General features: G+C 42.6%; 13 protein-coding genes. 4 read left to right on the forward strand and 9 right to left on the reverse strand.

The genetic code is table 11. From position 1 onward, the window contains the following. The first annotated feature begins 22 nt into the window (after nucleotides 1–22). Complete coding sequence (locus tag KXD93_RS14270) at nucleotides 23–3,166, forward strand: efflux RND transporter permease subunit (protein ID WP_258137823.1); 3,144 nt, start codon at nucleotides 23–25, stop codon at nucleotides 3,164–3,166. Between the two features lie 226 nt (nucleotides 3,167–3,392). Continuing rightward, on the forward strand, nucleotides 3,393–4,700 hold the full coding sequence (locus KXD93_RS14275; RefSeq protein ID WP_258137824.1) for an ammonium transporter: 1,308 nt from the start codon (nucleotides 3,393–3,395) through the stop codon (nucleotides 4,698–4,700). Nucleotides 4,701–4,866: 166 nt separating this feature from the next. Here KXD93_RS14275 and KXD93_RS14280 read toward each other — a convergent pair whose 3' ends face one another. Further along, the gene (locus tag KXD93_RS14280; protein WP_258137825.1) at nucleotides 4,867–6,285 is read right to left on the reverse strand and encodes a DUF1501 domain-containing protein; all 1,419 of its coding nucleotides are present in this window, start codon (nucleotides 6,283–6,285) and stop codon (nucleotides 4,867–4,869) included. Between the two features lie 36 nt (nucleotides 6,286–6,321). Beyond that, a complete protein-coding gene (locus KXD93_RS14285; protein ID WP_258137826.1) occupies nucleotides 6,322–8,703 on the reverse strand; it encodes a PSD1 and planctomycete cytochrome C domain-containing protein in 2,382 nt (793 codons plus the stop codon). Nucleotides 8,704–9,571: 868 nt separating this feature from the next. On the opposite strand from KXD93_RS14285, the gene KXD93_RS14290 reads away from it, so the two are divergent. Together KXD93_RS14290 and KXD93_RS14295 are read left to right on the forward strand one after the other, a co-directional pair. After that, nucleotides 9,572–10,309: a pirin family protein gene (locus tag KXD93_RS14290; RefSeq protein WP_258137827.1), complete on the forward strand. Its 738-nt coding sequence runs from the start codon at nucleotides 9,572–9,574 to the stop codon at nucleotides 10,307–10,309. A gap of 234 nt (nucleotides 10,310–10,543) precedes the next feature. Beyond that, nucleotides 10,544–10,759, forward strand: a complete 216-nt coding sequence (locus KXD93_RS14295; RefSeq protein WP_258137828.1) for an LLM class flavin-dependent oxidoreductase — start codon at nucleotides 10,544–10,546, stop codon at nucleotides 10,757–10,759. Between the two features lie 204 nt (nucleotides 10,760–10,963). Here KXD93_RS14295 and KXD93_RS14300 read toward each other — a convergent pair whose 3' ends face one another. The 7 genes from KXD93_RS14300 to KXD93_RS14330 form a co-directional block, all read right to left on the reverse strand. Next, entirely contained in the window at nucleotides 10,964–12,808 is a 1,845-nt protein-coding gene (locus KXD93_RS14300; RefSeq protein WP_258137829.1) for a beta-L-arabinofuranosidase domain-containing protein, read from the reverse strand. Between the two features lie 128 nt (nucleotides 12,809–12,936). Then, on the reverse strand, nucleotides 12,937–14,511 hold the full coding sequence (locus tag KXD93_RS14305) for a glycoside hydrolase family 43 protein (RefSeq protein ID WP_258137830.1): 1,575 nt from the start codon (nucleotides 14,509–14,511) through the stop codon (nucleotides 12,937–12,939). A gap of 44 nt (nucleotides 14,512–14,555) precedes the next feature. Next, nucleotides 14,556–16,670, reverse strand: a complete 2,115-nt coding sequence (locus KXD93_RS14310) for an alpha-L-arabinofuranosidase family protein (RefSeq protein ID WP_258137831.1) — start codon at nucleotides 16,668–16,670, stop codon at nucleotides 14,556–14,558. Between the two features lie 41 nt (nucleotides 16,671–16,711). Beyond that, the gene (locus tag KXD93_RS14315) at nucleotides 16,712–16,876 is read right to left on the reverse strand and encodes a hypothetical protein (protein ID WP_258137832.1); all 165 of its coding nucleotides are present in this window, start codon (nucleotides 16,874–16,876) and stop codon (nucleotides 16,712–16,714) included. Nucleotides 16,877–16,915: 39 nt separating this feature from the next. Next, nucleotides 16,916–18,277 carry a glycoside hydrolase family 43 protein gene (locus tag KXD93_RS14320; RefSeq protein ID WP_258137833.1) on the reverse strand — a complete coding sequence of 454 codons (1,362 nt, stop codon included), beginning with the start codon at nucleotides 18,275–18,277 and terminating at the stop codon, nucleotides 16,916–16,918. Between the two features lie 251 nt (nucleotides 18,278–18,528). After that, nucleotides 18,529–19,857, reverse strand: a complete 1,329-nt coding sequence (locus KXD93_RS14325; protein WP_258137834.1) for a glycoside hydrolase family 27 protein — start codon at nucleotides 19,855–19,857, stop codon at nucleotides 18,529–18,531. A 44-nt stretch (nucleotides 19,858–19,901) separates the two neighbouring features. Further along, nucleotides 19,902–20,057, reverse strand: coding sequence for a hypothetical protein (locus KXD93_RS14330; protein WP_258137835.1), 156 nt, complete (start codon nucleotides 20,055–20,057; stop codon nucleotides 19,902–19,904). Between the last annotated feature and the right edge of the window lie 202 nt (nucleotides 20,058–20,259).

Raw genomic sequence — 20,259 nt, forward strand, 5'->3', positions numbered from 1 at the left:
ATTATTAAATAATCCATAGATTATGAACAACTTTCTGAGAGGCATTATTAGCCTTTCCTTAAAAAACAAGTACCTCGTTTTATTTCTCTCTGCTGTATTAATTATAGCCGGGATAATAACTTTTAGAGGAATGCCGATAGAGGCTTATCCTGATGTTACCAGTACCCAAATAGTAGTGATTTCCCAATGGCCGGGCCAAAGCGCCGAACAGGTTGAAAAGCTGGTTACTATCCCTTTGGAGATCGCCCTTAACCCGGTTCAGAAAAAAGTGAGCCTGCGTTCTATCACTGTTTTTGGATTGAGTTTGATAAAGGTAGAATTTGAAGACGGCGTAACTGACCCTGAAGGGCGGCAGCAGATAATGAATTTATTAGGCAATGCCGATTTGCCGGGCGGTGTAAGTCCTTCGGTGCAGCCCCCCACCGGCCCTACCGGAGAAGTATTCAGGTACACCCTCAAAAGTTCTGTAAGAAACCCAACGGAACTAAAAACCATGCAGGACTGGGTGATAGAAAGGCGGTTAGAGGCCGTTCCAGGTGTTGCTGAAGTCGACGGTTTTGGCGGAAAATCAAAAATGTACGAAGTAACAGTCGATCCGGGAAAACTAGCCAGCTTAGGGATAACCCCATTAGATGTATTTACAGCTTTACAAAAAACCAACGTTAATGTTGGCGGCGACGTCATCAATCAAAATAACCAGGCCTTTGCTGTAAGGGGAATCGGTTTATTGAAGGATATCCATGATATAGAAAATGTCATTGTCAGCAACAACAACGGCGTGCCGCTGCTGGTAAGCGATGTGGCGACAGTATCGCTAACAAATGTGCCCAGGCTTGGCTGGATAGCACGGAACAACGCAATAATCCGTAAAGATGGTAAAAGAACAACAGCCGACGAGGAAGACGTTGTACAGGGCATCATCGTGATCCGTAAAGATGCAAACCCTTCCGTAGTAACCAAAGCGGTTAAAGAGGAAATTGACAACATAAACAATAATGTACTGCCTGCTGATACCAAATTAATACCTTTTTACGACAGGACCAATCTGATAGACTACGCCACACATACTGTGTTGCATAACCTGATAGAAGGTATATTGCTGGTAACCCTGCTGGTTTCATTGTTCATGTTCAACTGGCGAACAACGCTTATTGTTGCTATTATTATCCCCATGGCGCTGCTCTTTGCCTTCATTTGCCTGCACTTGATGGGGATGTCGGCCAATTTGCTTTCGCTTGGCGCGGTCGATTTCGGGATCATCATTGACGGAGCCGTGGTGATGGTGGAGGGTATGTTTGTGGTACTTGATCATAAAGCCCATGAGATGGGGATGGATCGTTTTAACAAAATGGTTAAAACAGACATCATTACAGATAATGGCGCCCAATTTGGTAAAACCATTTTTTTTGCCAAAGTGATCATCATTACCGGATTGCTGCCGGTGTTTGCCTTTCAGCGGGTAGAAGGAAAAATGTTTTCGCCCCTGGCGTACACGCTTGGCTTTGCTTTGCTAGGCGCTTTAATTACCACGCTTACCCTGGTGCCGGTGCTTATTAGCATGCTGCTTAATAAAAACGTACACGAAAAGCGCAACCCATTTGTACATTATTTAACCAGCTTCATGCTATCGGGTTTCACAAAAGCCTTCAAATACAAAAAAACTGTTGTTACGCTATCCTTAGTCGCAATGGCCATAGGCTTATACAGCTTTAAGTTTTTAGGTAGTGAGTTTTTGCCCAAACTGGATGAGGGCTCAATATGGTTAAGGGTGGAGCTGCCCTACAGCATATCGCTCGACAGATCAGTAGAACTGGCAAAACAGATACGTAAAACATTGCTGACTTTTCCGCAAATCCAATCTGCGATATCGCAAGTTGGACGGCCCGATGACGGAACAGATGTCCAGGGGTTCTACATTGATGAGTTTAATATAAAGCTGTACCCCGAGGATGACTGGAAACCAAAGATCACGAAGGACGAACTCATCAAACAGATCCAGGCGAAATTTCCAAACCTTGATCTTAACTTCTCACAACCTATTGAGGATAACGTGGATGAAGCGATTTCGGGTGTTAAGGGTTCTATTTGCGTAAAAATATACGGCGACTCATTAAATTACTCGGAACCTAAAATAAAGGAGATTTATAACATATTAAAGGGCGTGAGGGGTATGGACGATTTGGGCATTATAAAAAACGTTGGCTCGCCCGAAGTGGATATTACCCTTAACCAGCAAAAGATGGCCCAGTATGGCGTGGCTACTGCCGATGCAAACACAGTAATTGCTATGGCTATAGGCGGCCAGGCAGCATCTACTTTATACGAAGGCGTAAGGACGTTTGACATCAGGATCCGTTTCCCTGAAGCATATCGCAAAACCCCCGAAGATATTGGCAACCTGCTGGTGCCTACGGCAAGCGGAGCAAAGGTGCCCATAAAGGAAATAGCAAGCATAACCAAAAAAACAGGCCTTTGTTATTTGCTCAGAGAAGGGAACGAGCGGTTCGCCACCCTTAAATTTGCGGTGCGTGACCGGGATATGGGCAGCACTGTTGCCGAGGCGCAACAAAAAGTAAACGCGAAAGTGAAATTGAAACGGGGATACCGCATGGTGTGGCAGGGCGATTTCGAGAACCAGCAACGCGCGGAAAAACGCCTTACGCTGGTGGTGCCGATAAGTCTGGCGCTTATTTTCCTATTACTTTTTGTCATGTTCGGCAATTTTAAAGACGCCACATTGGTGTTCCTGAATGTGCCCTTTGCTATCGTAGGCGGTATCCTTGCATTGATGATTACCGGGACCAATTTCAGTATTTCGGCGGGTATCGGGTTTGTTGCACTGTTCGGTATTTGTATCCAGGATGGCGTATTGCTGATGACTGTTTTCAAACAAAACCTGGAAAAAATGAAGGGTCAGCACCAGTCGCTTTACAGCTCAATGAAACTTGGCGTAAATTCAAGGATAAGACCTGTGATGATGACAGCGCTGATGGCCGCCATAGGACTACTGCCTGCCGCTTTATCACATGGTATAGGTTCCGAAAGTTCAAGACCGCTGGCCAGGGTGGTAATAGGCGGCATTCTTTGTGCCATGGTATTTAGCCTCTGGGTATTCCCGCTCATTTTCGGATGGGCATACCGGAAAACTGATGAAACTACCAGGTAAAATGAATAAAAGAATTGTTATTGGTGGATACTAAAATCGGCACCAAATTCAACCAATTTTTATATGACGTAAATACCCCTGATTTAATCAATATTGTAAAAGGCGGTGCAACTCAAGAGTTGCACTTGCCGGATACAATTAAAAGGGATCAGGGTATTAAAATACAGCAAGTGTATAACCACTGTGTTTATTAGTTTTTGTAAATGGTCTCTAAAACTTATAAAAAATGAAAAAACTTATACCTTTTGGCGCGTTAATATTTATTGTAGCCCTTGCCCTCGTTTTCCCTTCGGTTAAAACTGTAACTATTCCTAATAATAAAATAGATTCCGGTGATACAGCCTGGATGCTTACAGCTACCGCGCTCGTGCTGATCATGACTCCTGGCCTCGCATTTTTTTATGGTGGAATGGTGACTAAGAAAAATGTTTTGTCAACCATGCTGCAAAGTTTTGTATGTATGGGGGTGATCACCGTTATATGGGTAATATTTGGATTTAGCCTTGCCTTTGGCGATTCCATTGGTGGTGTTATCGGCGATCCGCGTACCTTCTTTATGATGAAAGGCATGCTTGGAAATGCTACATGGAAACTTGCACCAACAATACCGCTGGTACTATTTGCAATGTTCCAATTAAAATTCGCGGTGATTACACCAGCTTTAATCACCGGCGCCTTTGCCGAACGGATACGTTTTAATTCATATATTATATTTATATGTCTGTTTTGTGTATTTATTTATTGTCCGCTTGCCCACTCAACCTGGCATCCCGATGGTTTATTAAATAAATTGGGCGTATTGGATTTTGCAGGCGGTACAGTAGTACACATGTCTGCAGGATGGGCGGCCCTTGCATCAGCACTTTATTTAAAGAAAAGGAACGAAACCGTTCACTCGCCAGCAAGGATAAGTTATGTATTATTAGGTACCGGATTACTGTGGTTTGGCTGGTTTGGCTTTAATGCGGGTTCTGCACTTGGCTCCGGTACACTTGCAGCCACCGCCTTAGCGACCACCACAACCGCATCGGCAGCAGCGGCCATGGCATGGATATTCTTTGATATTATGTGCGGCAAAAAACCATCGGTTATGGGAGCATGTATTGGAGCAGTAGTTGGTCTGGTCGCCATTACTCCGGCGTCAGGGTTTATTACAATATCCCATTCATTAATTGTTGGTATTGTGGCTGCTTGTGTGAGTAATTTGGTTGTATTATGGCGATCAAAGACGTCAATTGATGACACACTGGACGTATTCCCTTGTCATGGGGTTGGCGGCATGGTTGGTATGCTGCTTACAGGGGTGTTTGCCCATAAAAATGTTAATAGTGGTAACTTAACAGGAAACGGCCTGTTTTATGGTGAAACTCACTTGTTTTATGTTCACATTATAGCATTGGTAGCCGTATCTGCATTTGCTTTTTTTGGTTCGTTGCTTTTGCTGAAAATAACGGATTCTATAAGCCGGCTAAGAGTATCGGCAGATGAAGAAATTGCCGGGTTGGATATTACTCAACACGATGAAGGATTATAACTGACAAAGCATTAAAATATAATGGCTCAGATTTTCTCTTTGATTTTCTGAGCCAAAAAATTTCCCAGGTATTTCGCCCTGTGCCATTGCAATTTCATTCAACTTTTGCAGTAGTCGTGCTACCGAAAAGTTCTCGTCTGTGTATGATAAGGGTAATAAAAACCTGTCATGCAAACAGCTCCATCACAGGTTTACCCAACCCATCGGGCGTTGTGTAGAACGGGCGTTTCTCCACAACGTAATTGGTATCGGGTGCTATGCCCAGCGCATGGTAAATGCTTTGGTGAACCTGGTCTATCACTATTGGATTTTCAATTGTTTTGCACGGCCTTTCATCAGCCGTTTTTCCATATACGCTGCCTTTTTTTATGCCTCCGCCAAACATCAGCATTGAACCAGCCCCGGTAAAGTGCCTGTGCATTCCGTAGTTTTTAATATCCTGGATCACATCCGGCTGGATCACCTGTTCCGGAACTTTGGCGTCTGGCCGTCCCTCAACCATCATGTCCCGGCTAAATTCACTGGCTAAAATCACCAGGGTTCTATCCAGTCTGCCAGTACGCTCCAAGTCCTTGATTAATTGTGCTACAGGGCCGTCTATTTGTTTTTTCATATCGATGGCCCTTGTATAGCCATTATCATGTGTATCCCAATTTTTAAAAGGTTCGTATTCGGTAGTTACGCTTATAAACCTCGCCCCCTGTTCGGCAAGCCGACGTGCCATCAGGCAACCCAACCCGAATTTACCGGTATTGTAAACGTCATAAATATGTTTCGGCTCCAAACTCAAATCAAACGCTTTAGCCTCTGGCGACCTTAATAAAATATAAGCCTGTTCCATTGATCTTTTCAGCGACTCCTTCTGATAATCGCTACCAAACTCCCCTATTGGGCTGTTGCTTATCAAATCGTGATAAAGCTCGTTACGTTTTTCAAACCTGGCGGATGTCATTCCCACCGGGGGTTGCACGCTCTCCAGTCCTGATGATGGATCCGGTACCAGGAACGGTCCGAATTCATTACCGAGGAACCCCGCTGTATGAAAAGCTTTCAGCTCCTCCCCCTCGCCCAACGTAAACCGTTGCCCAATATCTACAAATGCCGGAATGACCGGATTTAACGGGCCTAATTCCTTTGCTATCCATGACCCGATATGGGGCGCAGAAACGGATTGAGGAGGCTTATAACACGTATGCCAATGATACTGATGCCTGGAATGCAGGATGCTTCCCATATCAGCAGCCATATATGACCGGATGAGCGTGCCTTTGTTCAGTACATTCCCAATTGATTGTAATCCTTCGGAAAAGTTAATCCCGTCTAACACTGTAGGCATCGGTTTAAAAGTACTTAACACGCTATTTGCCTGCATCCCCTTTGTAAAGGGCGTATATCTTTTGGGGTCGAATGTTTCGGTATGAGCCATGCCGCCAGCCATCCAAAGTAAAATAACCGTGTCCGCAGTTGAATGCAGGTTTTTTTTGTTGCACGATGTCAATAAATTGGTTAGCGGAATTCCGCCAGCCATAGCCGCCAGCGCTGCCGTACTTGTATTTTTTAAAAACTCCCGTCTGTTCCAGTACATGTTAAAAAGTATTAATCAATTCCTAAATAGTAATTATCAATAAATAATTTGAAATTCTGGCGAAACAACTACCGCCCAAAACAGGTCCTGGATTGCGTCGGTATTTGGCGACATACCTAACGATTTTTTAGCCACAGCAAATTCCTTTTCTGAGGGTAGCCGGCCCAATGCCCTACTGTATAATTCTTTAATCAACAGGTTAGGATCAGAGTATTGTCCCTGCCAACGCTGTGCACCCTGTTTCAGCACCGCGGTAAGCCTTTCGCCATTCGTTAGCTCCAGCGCTTGAAGCAAATTGGCTTGCGAGTCCCTGCTTGTGGCTACCGTTTCTCTATTGGGCCTTCCTAATGCGGTTAAAAATTCGTTATTCGCTACAAGGGACGCCCTTACAAATGGATATTTGACATTATCTTTATTTAACGCCTTATCGATGGGATTATATTTCATATCGTTCTCAACAAAAACAGGCGATATTACGCTGCTTACAGCATCTGTAAGCTGCTCGGCCGACATCCTTTTTCGTAACATCCCTCGGAATTTATAATTTGGATTACTCACAAAAGAGACTTCCTTAAAGGCCACAGAGGGCAATTGATAGGTTCGGGAAGTAGCTATTTGATAAATCAATTCCTTCAAATCAGCTTTGTTAGCCACAAAGTTAAAGGCCATCCAATCCAGCAGATCCTGGTCCCAGGGGGCGTTATCCATAACATCTACCGGCTCCACAATACCGCGCCCCATCATTTGTGCCCATATTCTGTTCACAATGGTCCGGTATAATCGCCCATCAGCAGGCTGCACTAAGTTCTCTGCCAATTCACGCTGTTTTTCGGCGGATGACGCCTTACTATTTATAGTGCCCAGTTGCTTCCAGAGCATTCCTGCATCTACGTATTTTCCGGTTGGCTTATCACACCGGTTTATTTCTAATGTACTATCGGCAAACACGTTGGCAAAAGCATAAGCATCAGTTAGTTTCCAATCGCTAATAAAACTATTATGACATGAATTACATTTTAAATTTAACCCCAAAAACACTTGTGAAACATTTTGGGCTGCCTGCATTTCGTTTTTTTGACTTGCATTTACCACACCGCGCCATCTTATACCCGCCACAAAACCTTTAGATGCCTCAGTTGGACTAATTAATTCTTTTACAAACTGGTCATAAGGCTTGTTGTTTCTTAATGATTGATACAACCAGTTTGTAATATTAAACCTTCCGCCGGTTATGTACCCGGTTCCCGTATAATCGTTTCTAAGGGCATCGTTCCAAAAACTTAACCAGTGCATTGCATAATCATCTTTCCTGTTTAGCAGCTCCCTAACCCAAAGTTCTCTTTTATTTGCGCGGGTATCATTTGCAAAGCGATCAAAGTCCGATGGAGCGGGCACTAAACCTATTATATCCAGGTAAATCCGTTTTAAGTAAATATGGTCGTTTACAGGGTTAGCCCATTTTATATTGTTTTTTGCAAAATATTTATTGGTCCAAAGATCAACAGGATTAGAAAGGTTGCTTGTTGCTGCAGGTAAAGCCGGGTTGCGCGGTTCAAGCTTAGCTACGCGAAAGATAACCTGCTTACCATCATCCGGCCACGGGGCACCCTTATTTATCCAAAATTGTATGAGCGCAATATCTGTACTGGATAGCTTTTTACCCTTGCCCGGCATAACATGCTTATCGTCCTGAGCTAATGATATGCGTTTGTACAACTCACTGTTCGATGCGTTTCCTGGTAAAATTACCGCGCCATCTTCGCCGCCTTTAAATGCCATGTGTTTTCCATCTAACCTTAAATCGCCCTTCATTTTTTCCGCCCCATGGCATTGGTAGCAGTTGTGCGCAAAAATGGCGCGCACATCCGTATTCAATTCCATTTCCTGCTGTTTGGTTAATTTGGCAGAATCAGATTTAATGGCCGCCAAATTAAATTGTCTGGCAGCAACCGGTTCATAATCCTTATCCCAGGGCAGGGTGCTTGATAAAAAGTTATCGCCATGGGTGAGGCTGGCGCCAAAATGGCCGGCTGCCGATACACCTATGGCGGTGGTAAAAAGCACAATGCGGTAAGCCCCAATAAGGCCGCCTCGCGTACGAATCAAATAAAGCATTCCCAACACGGCGGCGCTCAGCCCGGCCATTATAAAGCCAAGGTATTGGTGGATTTTAAGTATCTGGCCATTGTAATCGCCGTGTTGATAAAGCAACCATCCGAAGATAGCCGAGATAATTGCAGAAACCGCGCCGGTTAAAATAAGTACGTTTATGGCCGGGCGGAATTTTGACTGGAAACTTTTTAGCGTGAATAGTTCAAGTATTGCAGCCAGCAACAACAGGCTTACCGGGAAATGCACCGCCAGCGGATGCAGCCGACCTAAAAACTCCCAAAGCCAAAATGCTTTTTCTGTAGTCATATATAAATTGTTAGATGCCTTTCAAATAGGGGCTTTAATGGTTAATTGGTCATCTAATATAGTATATAGCCCTGTAAGATATATTCGCTGGTTATTAATATATCAAAAAATATAAAAGATTTATCAAATAAAACATAGATACGTTAAGGGGCTATGAGAAATCAAAAACGACTCCGGAGCCACTTATAAATACCCCACCTAAGGTATTGACAATACATATAGCTTACGGCACAAATCAAAATTACCAGATTATTGGTTGTGTTTATTGTGGTCCAAACGGACCGAAGCAAGCACATAGCTACTGAAAAAAAGCGACACACGGATTGTCGGAGCCTGGTGCTGCCATGTTCTTATAATGATCGATATTGATCCTCTTAACGATGTCATTTACAATACGGACGGGATGCCCTTTTGCTACAAGTTCATCCAGGGTAGGCGGAATGGCCTGGATCTGAATCGATAGTATGACTTGAAAACTTGTTTTTAGAGATCATAGATCTCCATTATTTATACCTAAATATCTGAAATTTAAATGAGTATCCAAATTATTTAATGAAAAATACCCGCTTTTTTATTCAGGATTTCAAGATTACGACTTTCGTAAACCATTGCTTTTCATCTTGCTTAAAAATTCAGGCGTGACGCCTATGTAACCGGCGATGTACTTTTGTGGCAATTTCATCATCAGGTCAGGATATTTGTTATAGAAATTCCAATATCGCTCTTCTGCACTGAGGCTGAGAATTTGTCTTTTACCTCAGGAAGTGTAGGGCCGTTTGGTCCTGTCGGAACGGACGCAGGATAAATGGCAGGGATATGCAACAATTGGGATGCTTTGTATGCCACAACATTAAAAAAGGGGATAAAAATGATACAGTTATTAAAAAAAGAAGACCAGTTTAATAGAACTATATTCAATGGTAATTTTATTGCAAACAAACCGGTAGCTAATGGAGCCCAAGATAATGTTAAACCATATTCCAGTCTATTTTATTGGAGTCACGCACGAGCAATTGACCAATGTGAGTTTGGATTGCATCCGCACGAAGGGTTTGAAATAATGACTTTTGTTTTAGATGGAAATGTATCACATTACAACACGGCAACAAAAGTTTGGACACCGTTAGAAACAGGAGATTTTCAAGTTATTCAGTCAAATAGCGGAATTCAGCACCAGGAAAGAATTACTAAGGGAACACGGAACTTCCAAATTTGGTTTGATCCTAATTTTAATGAAGCAATAAAAAAAGCGCCATCATATACAGATTATCATTGCAAAGATTTTAAACCGATAATTGAAGATGGAATTAAAACAATTATTTATGTCGGAAAAGGAAGTATTGCCAATGTGCTTACGCCGGGTTTATCAATCAAACGCCTTTTTTTCGATAAGAAAAGTAAGTATAATTTACAATTAAATAAAAATAGTAGTTATACGTTTTATGTTTTAAAAGGCGATACCGTCATAGATGGTAATGCTTTAACATCAGATGATGCGGTTCGAATCTCAAATCTTGAAAACCTGGAAGTGGAGTTTGAGATAGACGGTGAATTGTTTTACATTGAAACGCCTTTAGTTCCAAATTATAAAACGATTTGGAGCTAATTGAGAATCATATTTTGAGTATTTTTCAGTAACAATGTTTCTCGAACTCGAACCAGCACTACCTGGAAACAAACGATTTTCTTATTTAACGATATTTTATCGAATCAAAAAAACCTGATAAAGTCTTTATTTATCAGGAGTCTTCTAGTTAGGTACTAGCCAATAAGAAATGGTTGCTCCTAAAAAGCACGCATTTCTTTTTTACATTCATTGTAATTAAATAATTTTACTATCATGGAAATAGGAATAGACAGTTTTGCTTCAGCAATGTATGGCACTCTTAATACATTAAGCAGTGTGGATGCTATGGAGCAATTGCTCCATAGGATTGAGCTGGCCGATCAGGTCGGGCTTGATGGTTTTGGTATAGGTGAACACCATAAAAAAGAGTTTTTAGATTCGGCGACGGCTGTTATCCTGAGCGCAGGTTCCGGAATAGCAAACAATTAATTCCATAACACTTTGACCATATTGATTTATTGATTATTAATTCCGTTTTTTTTAATTGCCTACACAACGCGGTGCTCCAAAGCGCACGGAGCAGCCTGATCAGGCCTCCCGGAATATCCACCTAGTGCTACAAATTAAACCAAATTTGTTAACTAATATCCTGGATTTGGGGTTAAGTTTTTATTCAGATCACGCTCTCCTCCATTAATACCCTCTGATAGTACCGTATACTCCGTATGATTGATCTCCAATGTCATACAGTGGGCGGAGTGAGTAAATTCTCCCCTCGTCAGCTAAATGAAATAGGTTGTTATCGGATACTGACAGGTTTTTCAGGATCTCTTCCTTTGTTCCTTTTAAAATGACCTCAGATGCGGTCTCAAATGCCAGGAGATTGGGACCGTAAAATATGGCCACTACTCTTGGATCATCAGGCATAGCCTTGATATAAAAATTGTAGTGGAAAACCAGTTTTATTTTTTCATTGTTCTTCCATTTACGATTTATACTGTAATAGGATGAAGGCGAAACATTTGCATTCTGCCTTTGGTCATTGACATATATATCTACTTTTCCTGCCCAGGCGGGAATTAAAAAATTAAGATTAAAAACCACCTTCTTCTTTGCTGAAACAGTAAATTCTACCGTGGAGTCTGTGGGAAAATTGCCTTGTTGCTCCAATACTATACCTTTTTCAGTCCATGCAACTTTGGAGGGAATGTACAGGTTAACCCACAAATCAGAATGGCCATGAAAATAAATTCCTGAATTTAATAAAGCAAATGCCTCGATGCTTGTGCCGTTGCAGCAGCGAAAATCATTCTCTTTTAAAAAAGCCTTAACTCTGGGAGAACCAAGCGGTAAATGATAAACATTATTTCCTGTGAGGGAATTTTGTGTTGGCAACACTGCATTGTAAAATGCATTCATGTACTCGTTGGCATAGATCGGATTGGCTGTCCATGAAAAAAGCGTTGAAGTTAGTTTCTGCGTGTTGTGTGTTACACATGATTCTGCAATCTCATTTGTCATCGTATTGCTGAGATGGTCAGGCACGCCCCAATGTTCTGCAGCGAGTGATGTGGGTGTGACAACATTAGGCCGTGGCCCGCTGCTTGATCCGTTTGCATAGGCGTGATGCTTAATGAGCATATCCCAGAAATTCACTACAGCATCATGGTATAAATTTTCCTGCGTAATGGAATATCGCTGAGCAAATCCATTGACCAATACTAAATGCGTATTGGAGTGCAGCCCATTCAAAATATCTTCGTTCTTTGACAGAGGAACGGCAAACCAATCACGGTCGAATATTTTCGCGAGTGCCAGGTGCTTAGGGTCTTTTGAAATTTTGTAGAGTTTATATAAAACATCGTTCATTGCACCGGATTCGTTTGCAGGATTCGCCTCTGGGGTGTAAAGTACCTTTTCAATGGTTTCCTTATCAAGCCTGGACATTCTGTTATTGACATAAGCCGCCATTTCCACGACCATCACATATGCCTTTTTGTTTTTGGTACGCACAAAAACATCCAGCAGGCCCTGCATGATCTTGTGATAAGTATAATACGGTGCCCATACACCACCATAGTTTCTTTCCAATATGTCAAATTCGCTTTCCGGAAATGCGCTTAAGTAACCGTTGCCCAAAGCTTGCTGGCATTTGTATAATTCGTCTATCATATAATTAAGCCGCTTGCTTAATAATGTATCGTGATACTTTTCTACCAATAACGAAGCGGCGGAAAGATAGTGTCCGGTGAAATGGCCTCTCAATCCAACATCCGGTGCTTCCCAGCCTTCAAGAGGCTTAGCGTTAGAGGGCAATTTTGCATTTACCCTAAAATTGTGTAATAACCTGTCGGGGTCAAGAGATTTAACATACCTTGTGTTCAAGTCTTCTCTTTGTTTTATCCATGACGGTTTTAATACAACCGAAGCATAAGGGAAGGGCTGCGCTTTCCCGATGGCATTATTGACCTCCTGGCCAAATGTTTTTAAATAACCAAAAATGCATAATATTGCAACCGCTAATAATCTAATTTTCATCACGAATTTTTAATTTGTTTTATAAGATCAATCAGCACCAATGAGGTATCACGTCCTGTAAGCATAATAACAGTAAGACATATTTTTTCAATTTTTTATTTTTTTTGCGTTCGTTAATTTACCCTGCTTTACTTTTCCTGGGAAATGGAATCTGTTATATGAAAAAAGTCAAAGTCAACCGCTCCCCCTATATTTTTTGTAGCATAATTAAACAAAGCAAAACGATAGCCCATAAAATGCGGGAAGGTATAGGCCATTTTTAATTGTGTGCCCAATGGTATCCATGTTTTCCCGTCGAGGCTATAAAAAAAGTCTGCCACGTCTTTTCTGTTCGTAAAATCGCATTCCGCCTTAAAGTATACTACCTTTTGGTTTAAGGGGATTTTTTGTACTTCCACAGGTTTTCCGGTGCTTGCATTGATCATTACGACAGCTTTGCTATCCCCGGTTATTTTTACACCAGCCAACCCGTAATTTTTTTGCAGAAGGCCCAAACCCGCAAAATCACCATCTTTCATTTTAGCAATATCGAGCGATACCGAACCCGAGCAAACAGGCCCAATAGTGCGTTGTGTCAATGAATTTCGTGCCATCACAAAATCGGTGTCAATCCTGCCAGTGGTGAGTCGTAAATACCCTTTCCGCGCTGTAACAGACCACAAACTATTATCCGGGTTATGGTTCCATTGCCAAACCAGTGGTAATGCCAGTTCGCCTTTTTTACGGGTAAACTCGTCCGAAGCCACAATGCCTGGGATCAAACCTTTACTGGCCGGCAGGTCGAGTGTATCCAGCACTTTGCCGTTGGTGCCCAAAACGGGCCATCCATCCTCCCATTTTACAGGTACCAAATAGGGAATACGGCCCACCGAGCCATAATCACGGAACAAATAAGAATACCAGGCTCCATTTGGCGCTTCAACCAATCCACCTTGCGCCACGCCCAGATCCTGTAGCCCAATTCGTCCTTCGTACGGGCCGGTGATTTTATCTGCCCGGTGGATTATAACAGTGCGTACGTGGCCCGGTGGCCATGTAATATTGAAAAGATAATATTTGCCGTTTATCTTAAACAGCTGGGAGCCCTCCGGACCGAGACCAATGCCGCCCGAAGGCACGTTTGCCTTTTTAATGATAACCTGGTCTGTTCCGCCAGGCTTTATGCCGGAAAGGTCCTTGTTTAATTCAACTAACCTTAAATCTCCGCTCCCGCTGATCATATAAACCTTTCCGTCATCATCAAAAAACAAGGAGTGATCACCCAGGTCGGGGGCAAATGACATGGCTTTCCACGGACCTTTTTCAATGTTTTTAGTGCTGTAAATGTGCATTTTGCCGGTATTTGCAGAAAATGTGCTTACATAATAGGTGCCATTATGGAAACGAATAGAACTTGCCCACGAACCCTCCCCATATGCGTTTTTGCCATTTGTGAGATTTAATGCATCAACGTTTCCTAACGTATCATATGCATAACCCACCGTCTTCCAGGTCACCAGGTCGTTCGACTTCATAATCGGTACACCAGGACTCATGTGCATCGTTGTGCTGCTCATGTAATAGCTATTACCTACACGCTCTATTGATATGTCCGGTACATCTGCATAAATAATGGGATTGGTGGCTTTTTGTGCGTATAAACACGGCACTACAAGCGTGATAATTAAGGCCGTCATCCATAGCCTGTAAATGGTATTTCTCATATTCACATTTGTTTTTTTGTCCTGCTATTCTTAGCTGGTTTCAATTACTTAGTTAATATATTTATTTGAAGTACGCTTACCGAGTAGGCATCGAATGTTCGTGTAAATTTTTTACTGATCCCGTTTACTTTGCTGGTAACCGGAACTATTTTTTTTGGGTCGCTGATCGTATTTGTGTCCTCGGGCTTGTCGCCTTTTATTACTACCAGCATACCTTCTGGTGATAACTTTCCGGCGCCATTTAAGTTGATGTCAACCGATTGAGGCTTGCCTGTTGCATTTACTACTTTAAGAAACAGTTTTCCTGTTTTGGTGTCCCGGGTAGCTACATAAAACATGGCTGGTATGGGTTCGGGTATTTTGTTCGCCGCGCTGTCGGTTTTATTAGCCGGCCGCGTTTGGGTTGGTATATTTACACCAGCCACAGGAACTAACTTATTACCAATATAGCTGTTAAACATCTTCTGCACGTAATACGATGGTGACCCATAGCTTGTCAATGCATCATAACCTATCAGGTCCGAATCCCACTGCCATGCCTTTGGCGCGGTTGCCGTTGCTTTATTTATATTTACAAACAACGGCGCGTAACATGAGCGGATAACCACGTCTGAGTTGCGTTCCATACCCGTCATCCAGGCGGCATCTCCAAGGGCGGCATTTAAATTGGTGGTGGGTATGCCTTCCCGGGTTGCCCATTCACCTACAAAAACTTTATATCCTTTGCGGTCGTAGTTATCATAATGTGCCGCATCCTCTTCCATTTCCCAGGCAGTGCGGTAATAATGTTCATCTACAATTTCGGGCTTGCGAATTGTTAATTTACCTCTTCCTCCAAGCCAATCTTTACCGCCGATGCTAGAAATACAGTGCAGGTTAGGGTATTTGGCTTTAATGCCATCACAAAACTGGGCAAAACGTCCATTGTAACTGCCAGAGTCGTCAAACCCGTCTTCGTTACCAATTTCCACATAGCTGAGTTTAAAAGGTGCCGGGTGCCCATCTGCCGCGCGCTTAGCGCCCCAGTATGTGTGTACGTCGCCCGTAACATATTCAATTTCATCCAGCGCATCATCTACATATGGCTTTAAAAGCGGGCCTGCATCCACATGGTCGCCGTCGAGCGAATAGCCGGCATGAACAGCAAGCAGTGGTTCCATTTTCAGGTCTTCGCACCATTCTAAAAACTCAAGTAAGCCCATTCCGTCGGTAGGGCGATAGCCCCATGAGCCAATATGGCCGGGGCGATTTTCAAGCGCGCCTAAAGTAGTTTTCCACGGAAATGCATCGGTCAATTTTGGGCCTTCAAGGAAATTACCGCCGGGAAAACGTAAAAAACGGGGTTTCATATCAGCCAATAATTTCATTATGTCTATCCGGTTTCCATTTGGGCGGTTATGATAAGTTGGCGGAAATAAAGAGACGAGGTTAAAATAATAAACACCGGTGCGGTTAGTAGAAATAACAAAACGGGCATCAGATGTTGGTTTAACATCAGCGCTTGTTGTTAATTTAAGTTCATATTTTTTCCAAAAGCTACTTTTTACCAAATTAATGATCCCCGAAGCATATACCGTTTTGCCATCATTACTTTCTATACTTACGGTTATAGGCCCGGCGGTATTATCAGCAATTACCGGAACAGCAACTGTAGGCTTGGGCTCCCAGGGGCGGGGGGGGAATGGCTTGTTGTCCGTACCCTTAATATAAAAAGAAGCGTTATAAGTTGTATTAGGCAAAACAGGTATGCCCCAATAACCTTCATTTGCAATACCTGCCCTACCACCGCCTGTATCCACCAAAAGTCTTAAACAAGTAGTTAACGCGCCATTAATTGCCTGGCGCTGCTGATCGACGGGTACATTGCCGGGGTTTGCGGCAACTAATTGAATTGTGGCCTTCGCGCCACCCTCCTTGATCAGGCTCCATGCTTCCGGCGTATTTGGGTTGTCCTTAAATATCCTGTTTTTTATCAGCTCAGCATACAAACCCCCATCGTACGAATGGTTGATCTCTTCGGTCATCAACCCATACAGTTGCGGACTTACGTTTGCGCCGGGTTTAGTTAAATCAAGCGTAAGCTTAGGGTTTTGCGCTTTTAAGCTTGTTGCAGTGAACAGGAACAGGCACAAACTTGAAATGGATAATAATTTTTTCATCTTGAAATTTAATATTATTTATTGTGTTTTTTACACTTATTTTAAAAGGCCAACGGGGCATTTCCATTATTCGGATTGCACTCAAACATTGGCAGACTGGTTACTTCGTCTGAAATAGAACGCCTGAAATCCAGTATTTTCTCATGCGCACCGTTTTTTTCACGGGGTAGCCCAACTTTATCAACTTCATCGAAATTCATCGACATCGATTATTCCTTATATTAAGTAAATTCTTAAGCCCTTATTTATTTCGAATTGAATTTCCACCAGTTGAAATTAAACAAATGCCCCTGGCCACCTTTAAACACAAAGTACACATCGTGAATACCACTTGCTTTGTTAACCGCAACAGATTGGGTTCTCCATATTTCCAAACCGCCTGTGCTTTTTACGGATAAAGTGCCCAGTAAGAAACCGGTGGGACTGTCAATGTGTATCTCTATTTTACCTCCATCAGTATTTGCTGCCACATTCGCATAAAATGACTTTGGGTCTCTTTTAAAATCGACGCTTCGTACTTTAATATAATCACCACTATCTATATTTGTTACGTATATTCCATTATTACCTGTTGCGGTACTAACACCCGATTCCCAGGCTATTGTTTCTGCCTCCTGACGAACAAAAGGATCCAGGTTTCCTACTGCTTCGGTCACGCCTTCGGTAGTCGGGGTGATCATAGAGATTGTACCGTCAGGTTGATAAGTAAATTGATCAACACAAACCGACCTTGTAAAGCCCCCTCCGCCTGGTAAAGCTTCGTTATGATAAAAAAAGTAGGATTTACCATGGTAATCTATCATCCCAGGGTGGTTTGTAAATGCGCCGCGTTTTTTAATACTGCGCATAATTGTATCCCGGTACACCCAAGGACCAGTTGGCCCCATACTGGTAGAATAAGCTATGTGCTCCGGCACACCACCGGCAGCATATACCATATAGTACAAATTGTTTCGTTTATAAAACCAGGGCCCTTCCTCGTATTGGGTAAAACGGTTGGAATTTCCGGTACGTTTCCCAAATCCTTGCTCCGTAAGCGGCACTGTTTGTATCTCTCCTGAATAAGAGATCATATCCTGATTTAATTTCACATAAAACAACTGTGGGTTTCCCCAATACAGATAAGCCTGCCCATCGGTATCAATAAATACCGTAGGATCAATATCGCCACGACCAGTATAAGCTAATGGATGGCCAATGGCATCAATAAATGGCCCTTCGGCTGTTGGGCCAACGGCTACCCCAATAGCCATACCTTTGCCGTCGGCCTGGTTCATTGGCACATACCAGTAAAATTTACCATTACGAAAAATACACTGCCCGGCCCAGGCTTCTTTATTTGCCCATGAGAATGTTTTTAACGATAACGGCGCGCCCCTGTCGGTCCAATTCACCATATCTATGGTTGAAAATAAGCGCCAATCTTGCATATTGAAATCGTAAGATGTAGTCACGTCGTGGCTTGTATACAAAAACACGGTGTCGTGGTATACCATAGGTGCCGGATCGGCTGTAAATGTGGTTTGGATAATTGGGTTTTGCGCTTGCAAGCTTGTTGCAGTGAACAGGAACAGGCACAAACTTGAAATGGGTAATATTTTTTTCATTGTGAAAGTTTATAATATTAGTTTTTTTGTACTTATTTTATAAGGATAAATGGACATTTTCTTTATTCGGAATGCGCTCAAACATTGCAGATTTTTTTAAAAGTTTTGTATAAATAGCGACCTTATTTGAAATACACTGGTATCGGAAATTAGTGTTTATCATTTCAAAAACTGTTACTAAGACCGTCTCGCGTGCTTAAAACTCTCCTTTATAGTTTTTTATTTGAGCGTGTATTACCGCTAAGATGACTTTAATTAAGCACCGATAGTTTTAACAAAGCGGCACCGTGTGTATTGATTGTTTTTTTATATCCTTCTTTAAATGTACCTACATCTTTTTTTTTCCAAAGGTCCCGGACGGCTACCTTTCCTTTCAGGCCAAGTTGGGCAAAGTTTACATCTACATCGTGCGGCTGTGCCGCGAGGTTGAATAAAGCGACATAAATATCCTTGCTATCGGGCACGTGCGAATACCAAACCATTGCATCATTAGTTTTGTATAACTGGCGCGGTTCGGTTCCATGTTGGTTAACGGATATCACCTCATCGTTTGTATACAGTTTCAATTCCTGTTCCCTGTTTTCGGGCAGGTTGCCGCCCAAAATTAACGGGGAGCGGAAGATGGTCCAAAATGTCATGTGCGAATACTCCTCGTCTTTTGTAAATTTGCTATAACGCTCGGGACCTACAGGGCCTCGTTTTGACAACTTGCCTATCTGTATCATATCACAATCGGGCCAATGGCCGGGGCCGCCAAGGCCTTCCCATTGTTTGCCATAATTAAACATTTGCAATACGGCGGGCCATTCGTCCCAAAAGTCATTGGCTACCCGCCACATATTGGCATTTTGTTTTAAGTTATCGGCTCTATAAATAGGCGTAGCCCCCGGTGATGTACTGAACACGATGTCCCTGTCGCAATTATCAATTGCCTCCCGATAGCCCTCAATCTCCGCAATGCTATAAGGAGCCGATAAGTCATCAACCTTAATAAAATCAACGTCCCAAGCGGCATATAACTTCAATATTGAATTCAGGTATTCCTGCGCACCGGGTTTAGCCATATTCAGGCCATACATGTGGTTCATCCAGGCGCATTTTGAATTAGTATCGGCTATCATATCAGCAGTTATGCCATTAGTGCCCATTACGGGTGATTTTGCCCATACTGCCTGGCGTGGGATGCCACGCATTACATGAATACCAAATTTCAACCCCAGCGAATGGACATAGTCAGCCAATGGCTTAAACCCCTTACCTCGCAATGCCGACGGAAACTTAATTGTATCAGGTGTTAGACGCCCCCATTGGTCCATTGCCAGCCAGGGGCTATATGAGCCATCTTTAAGTCTTTTTTGAAACGGGTCGCCACTTCGGCTATCAAAGGACCATAAAAAATCCACCACTATATATTGCCAGCCATGCGCCTTCAGGTTTTGCGCCATGTAATCAGCATTTGCTTTTACCTCATCCTCATGAACCGTCATACCGTAACAATTGTAACTGTTCCATCCCATGGGGGGGCTTAGCGCAACATTCTTTTTTTGCGCCTTTATTGATGTACAAAAATTAAATACCATTAAAAAAGTTAAAATTTTCCAGGTTGCGGTCATCTATCGGAGATTTATATTGTAAATAATACGTAACTGGTTGCGTCGAACGACTTATTAGTGTTTGTAATAATTGGTTTTACGCTTAATTCAGCAATTTCTTGCTTACTGCATCTTGTTAATGTCGGGATCGCCAGGATGCCTAATAAATAATTTAGAGTTTTTTTCATAAAAAATGGTTAAGTGGCGACACATAATTTGCCGCAGGTGAATAATTGATTATTGCAAATGAAGGTATCGGGCAACAGGGCAAAATGAGTTTATAAATCTCATTATCAACGATGTTATATGCGCGATGTGATGCGTTGTTTTGTTTATAACTGCCTTCAGCCAGGTCGTTATAAACAAAAACTCATTTGCAAGTTTTTGCAA

It is taken from the genome of Mucilaginibacter phenanthrenivorans (assembly GCF_024721155.1).
Taxonomy (GTDB): Bacteria; Bacteroidota; Bacteroidia; order Sphingobacteriales; family Sphingobacteriaceae; genus Mucilaginibacter; species Mucilaginibacter phenanthrenivorans.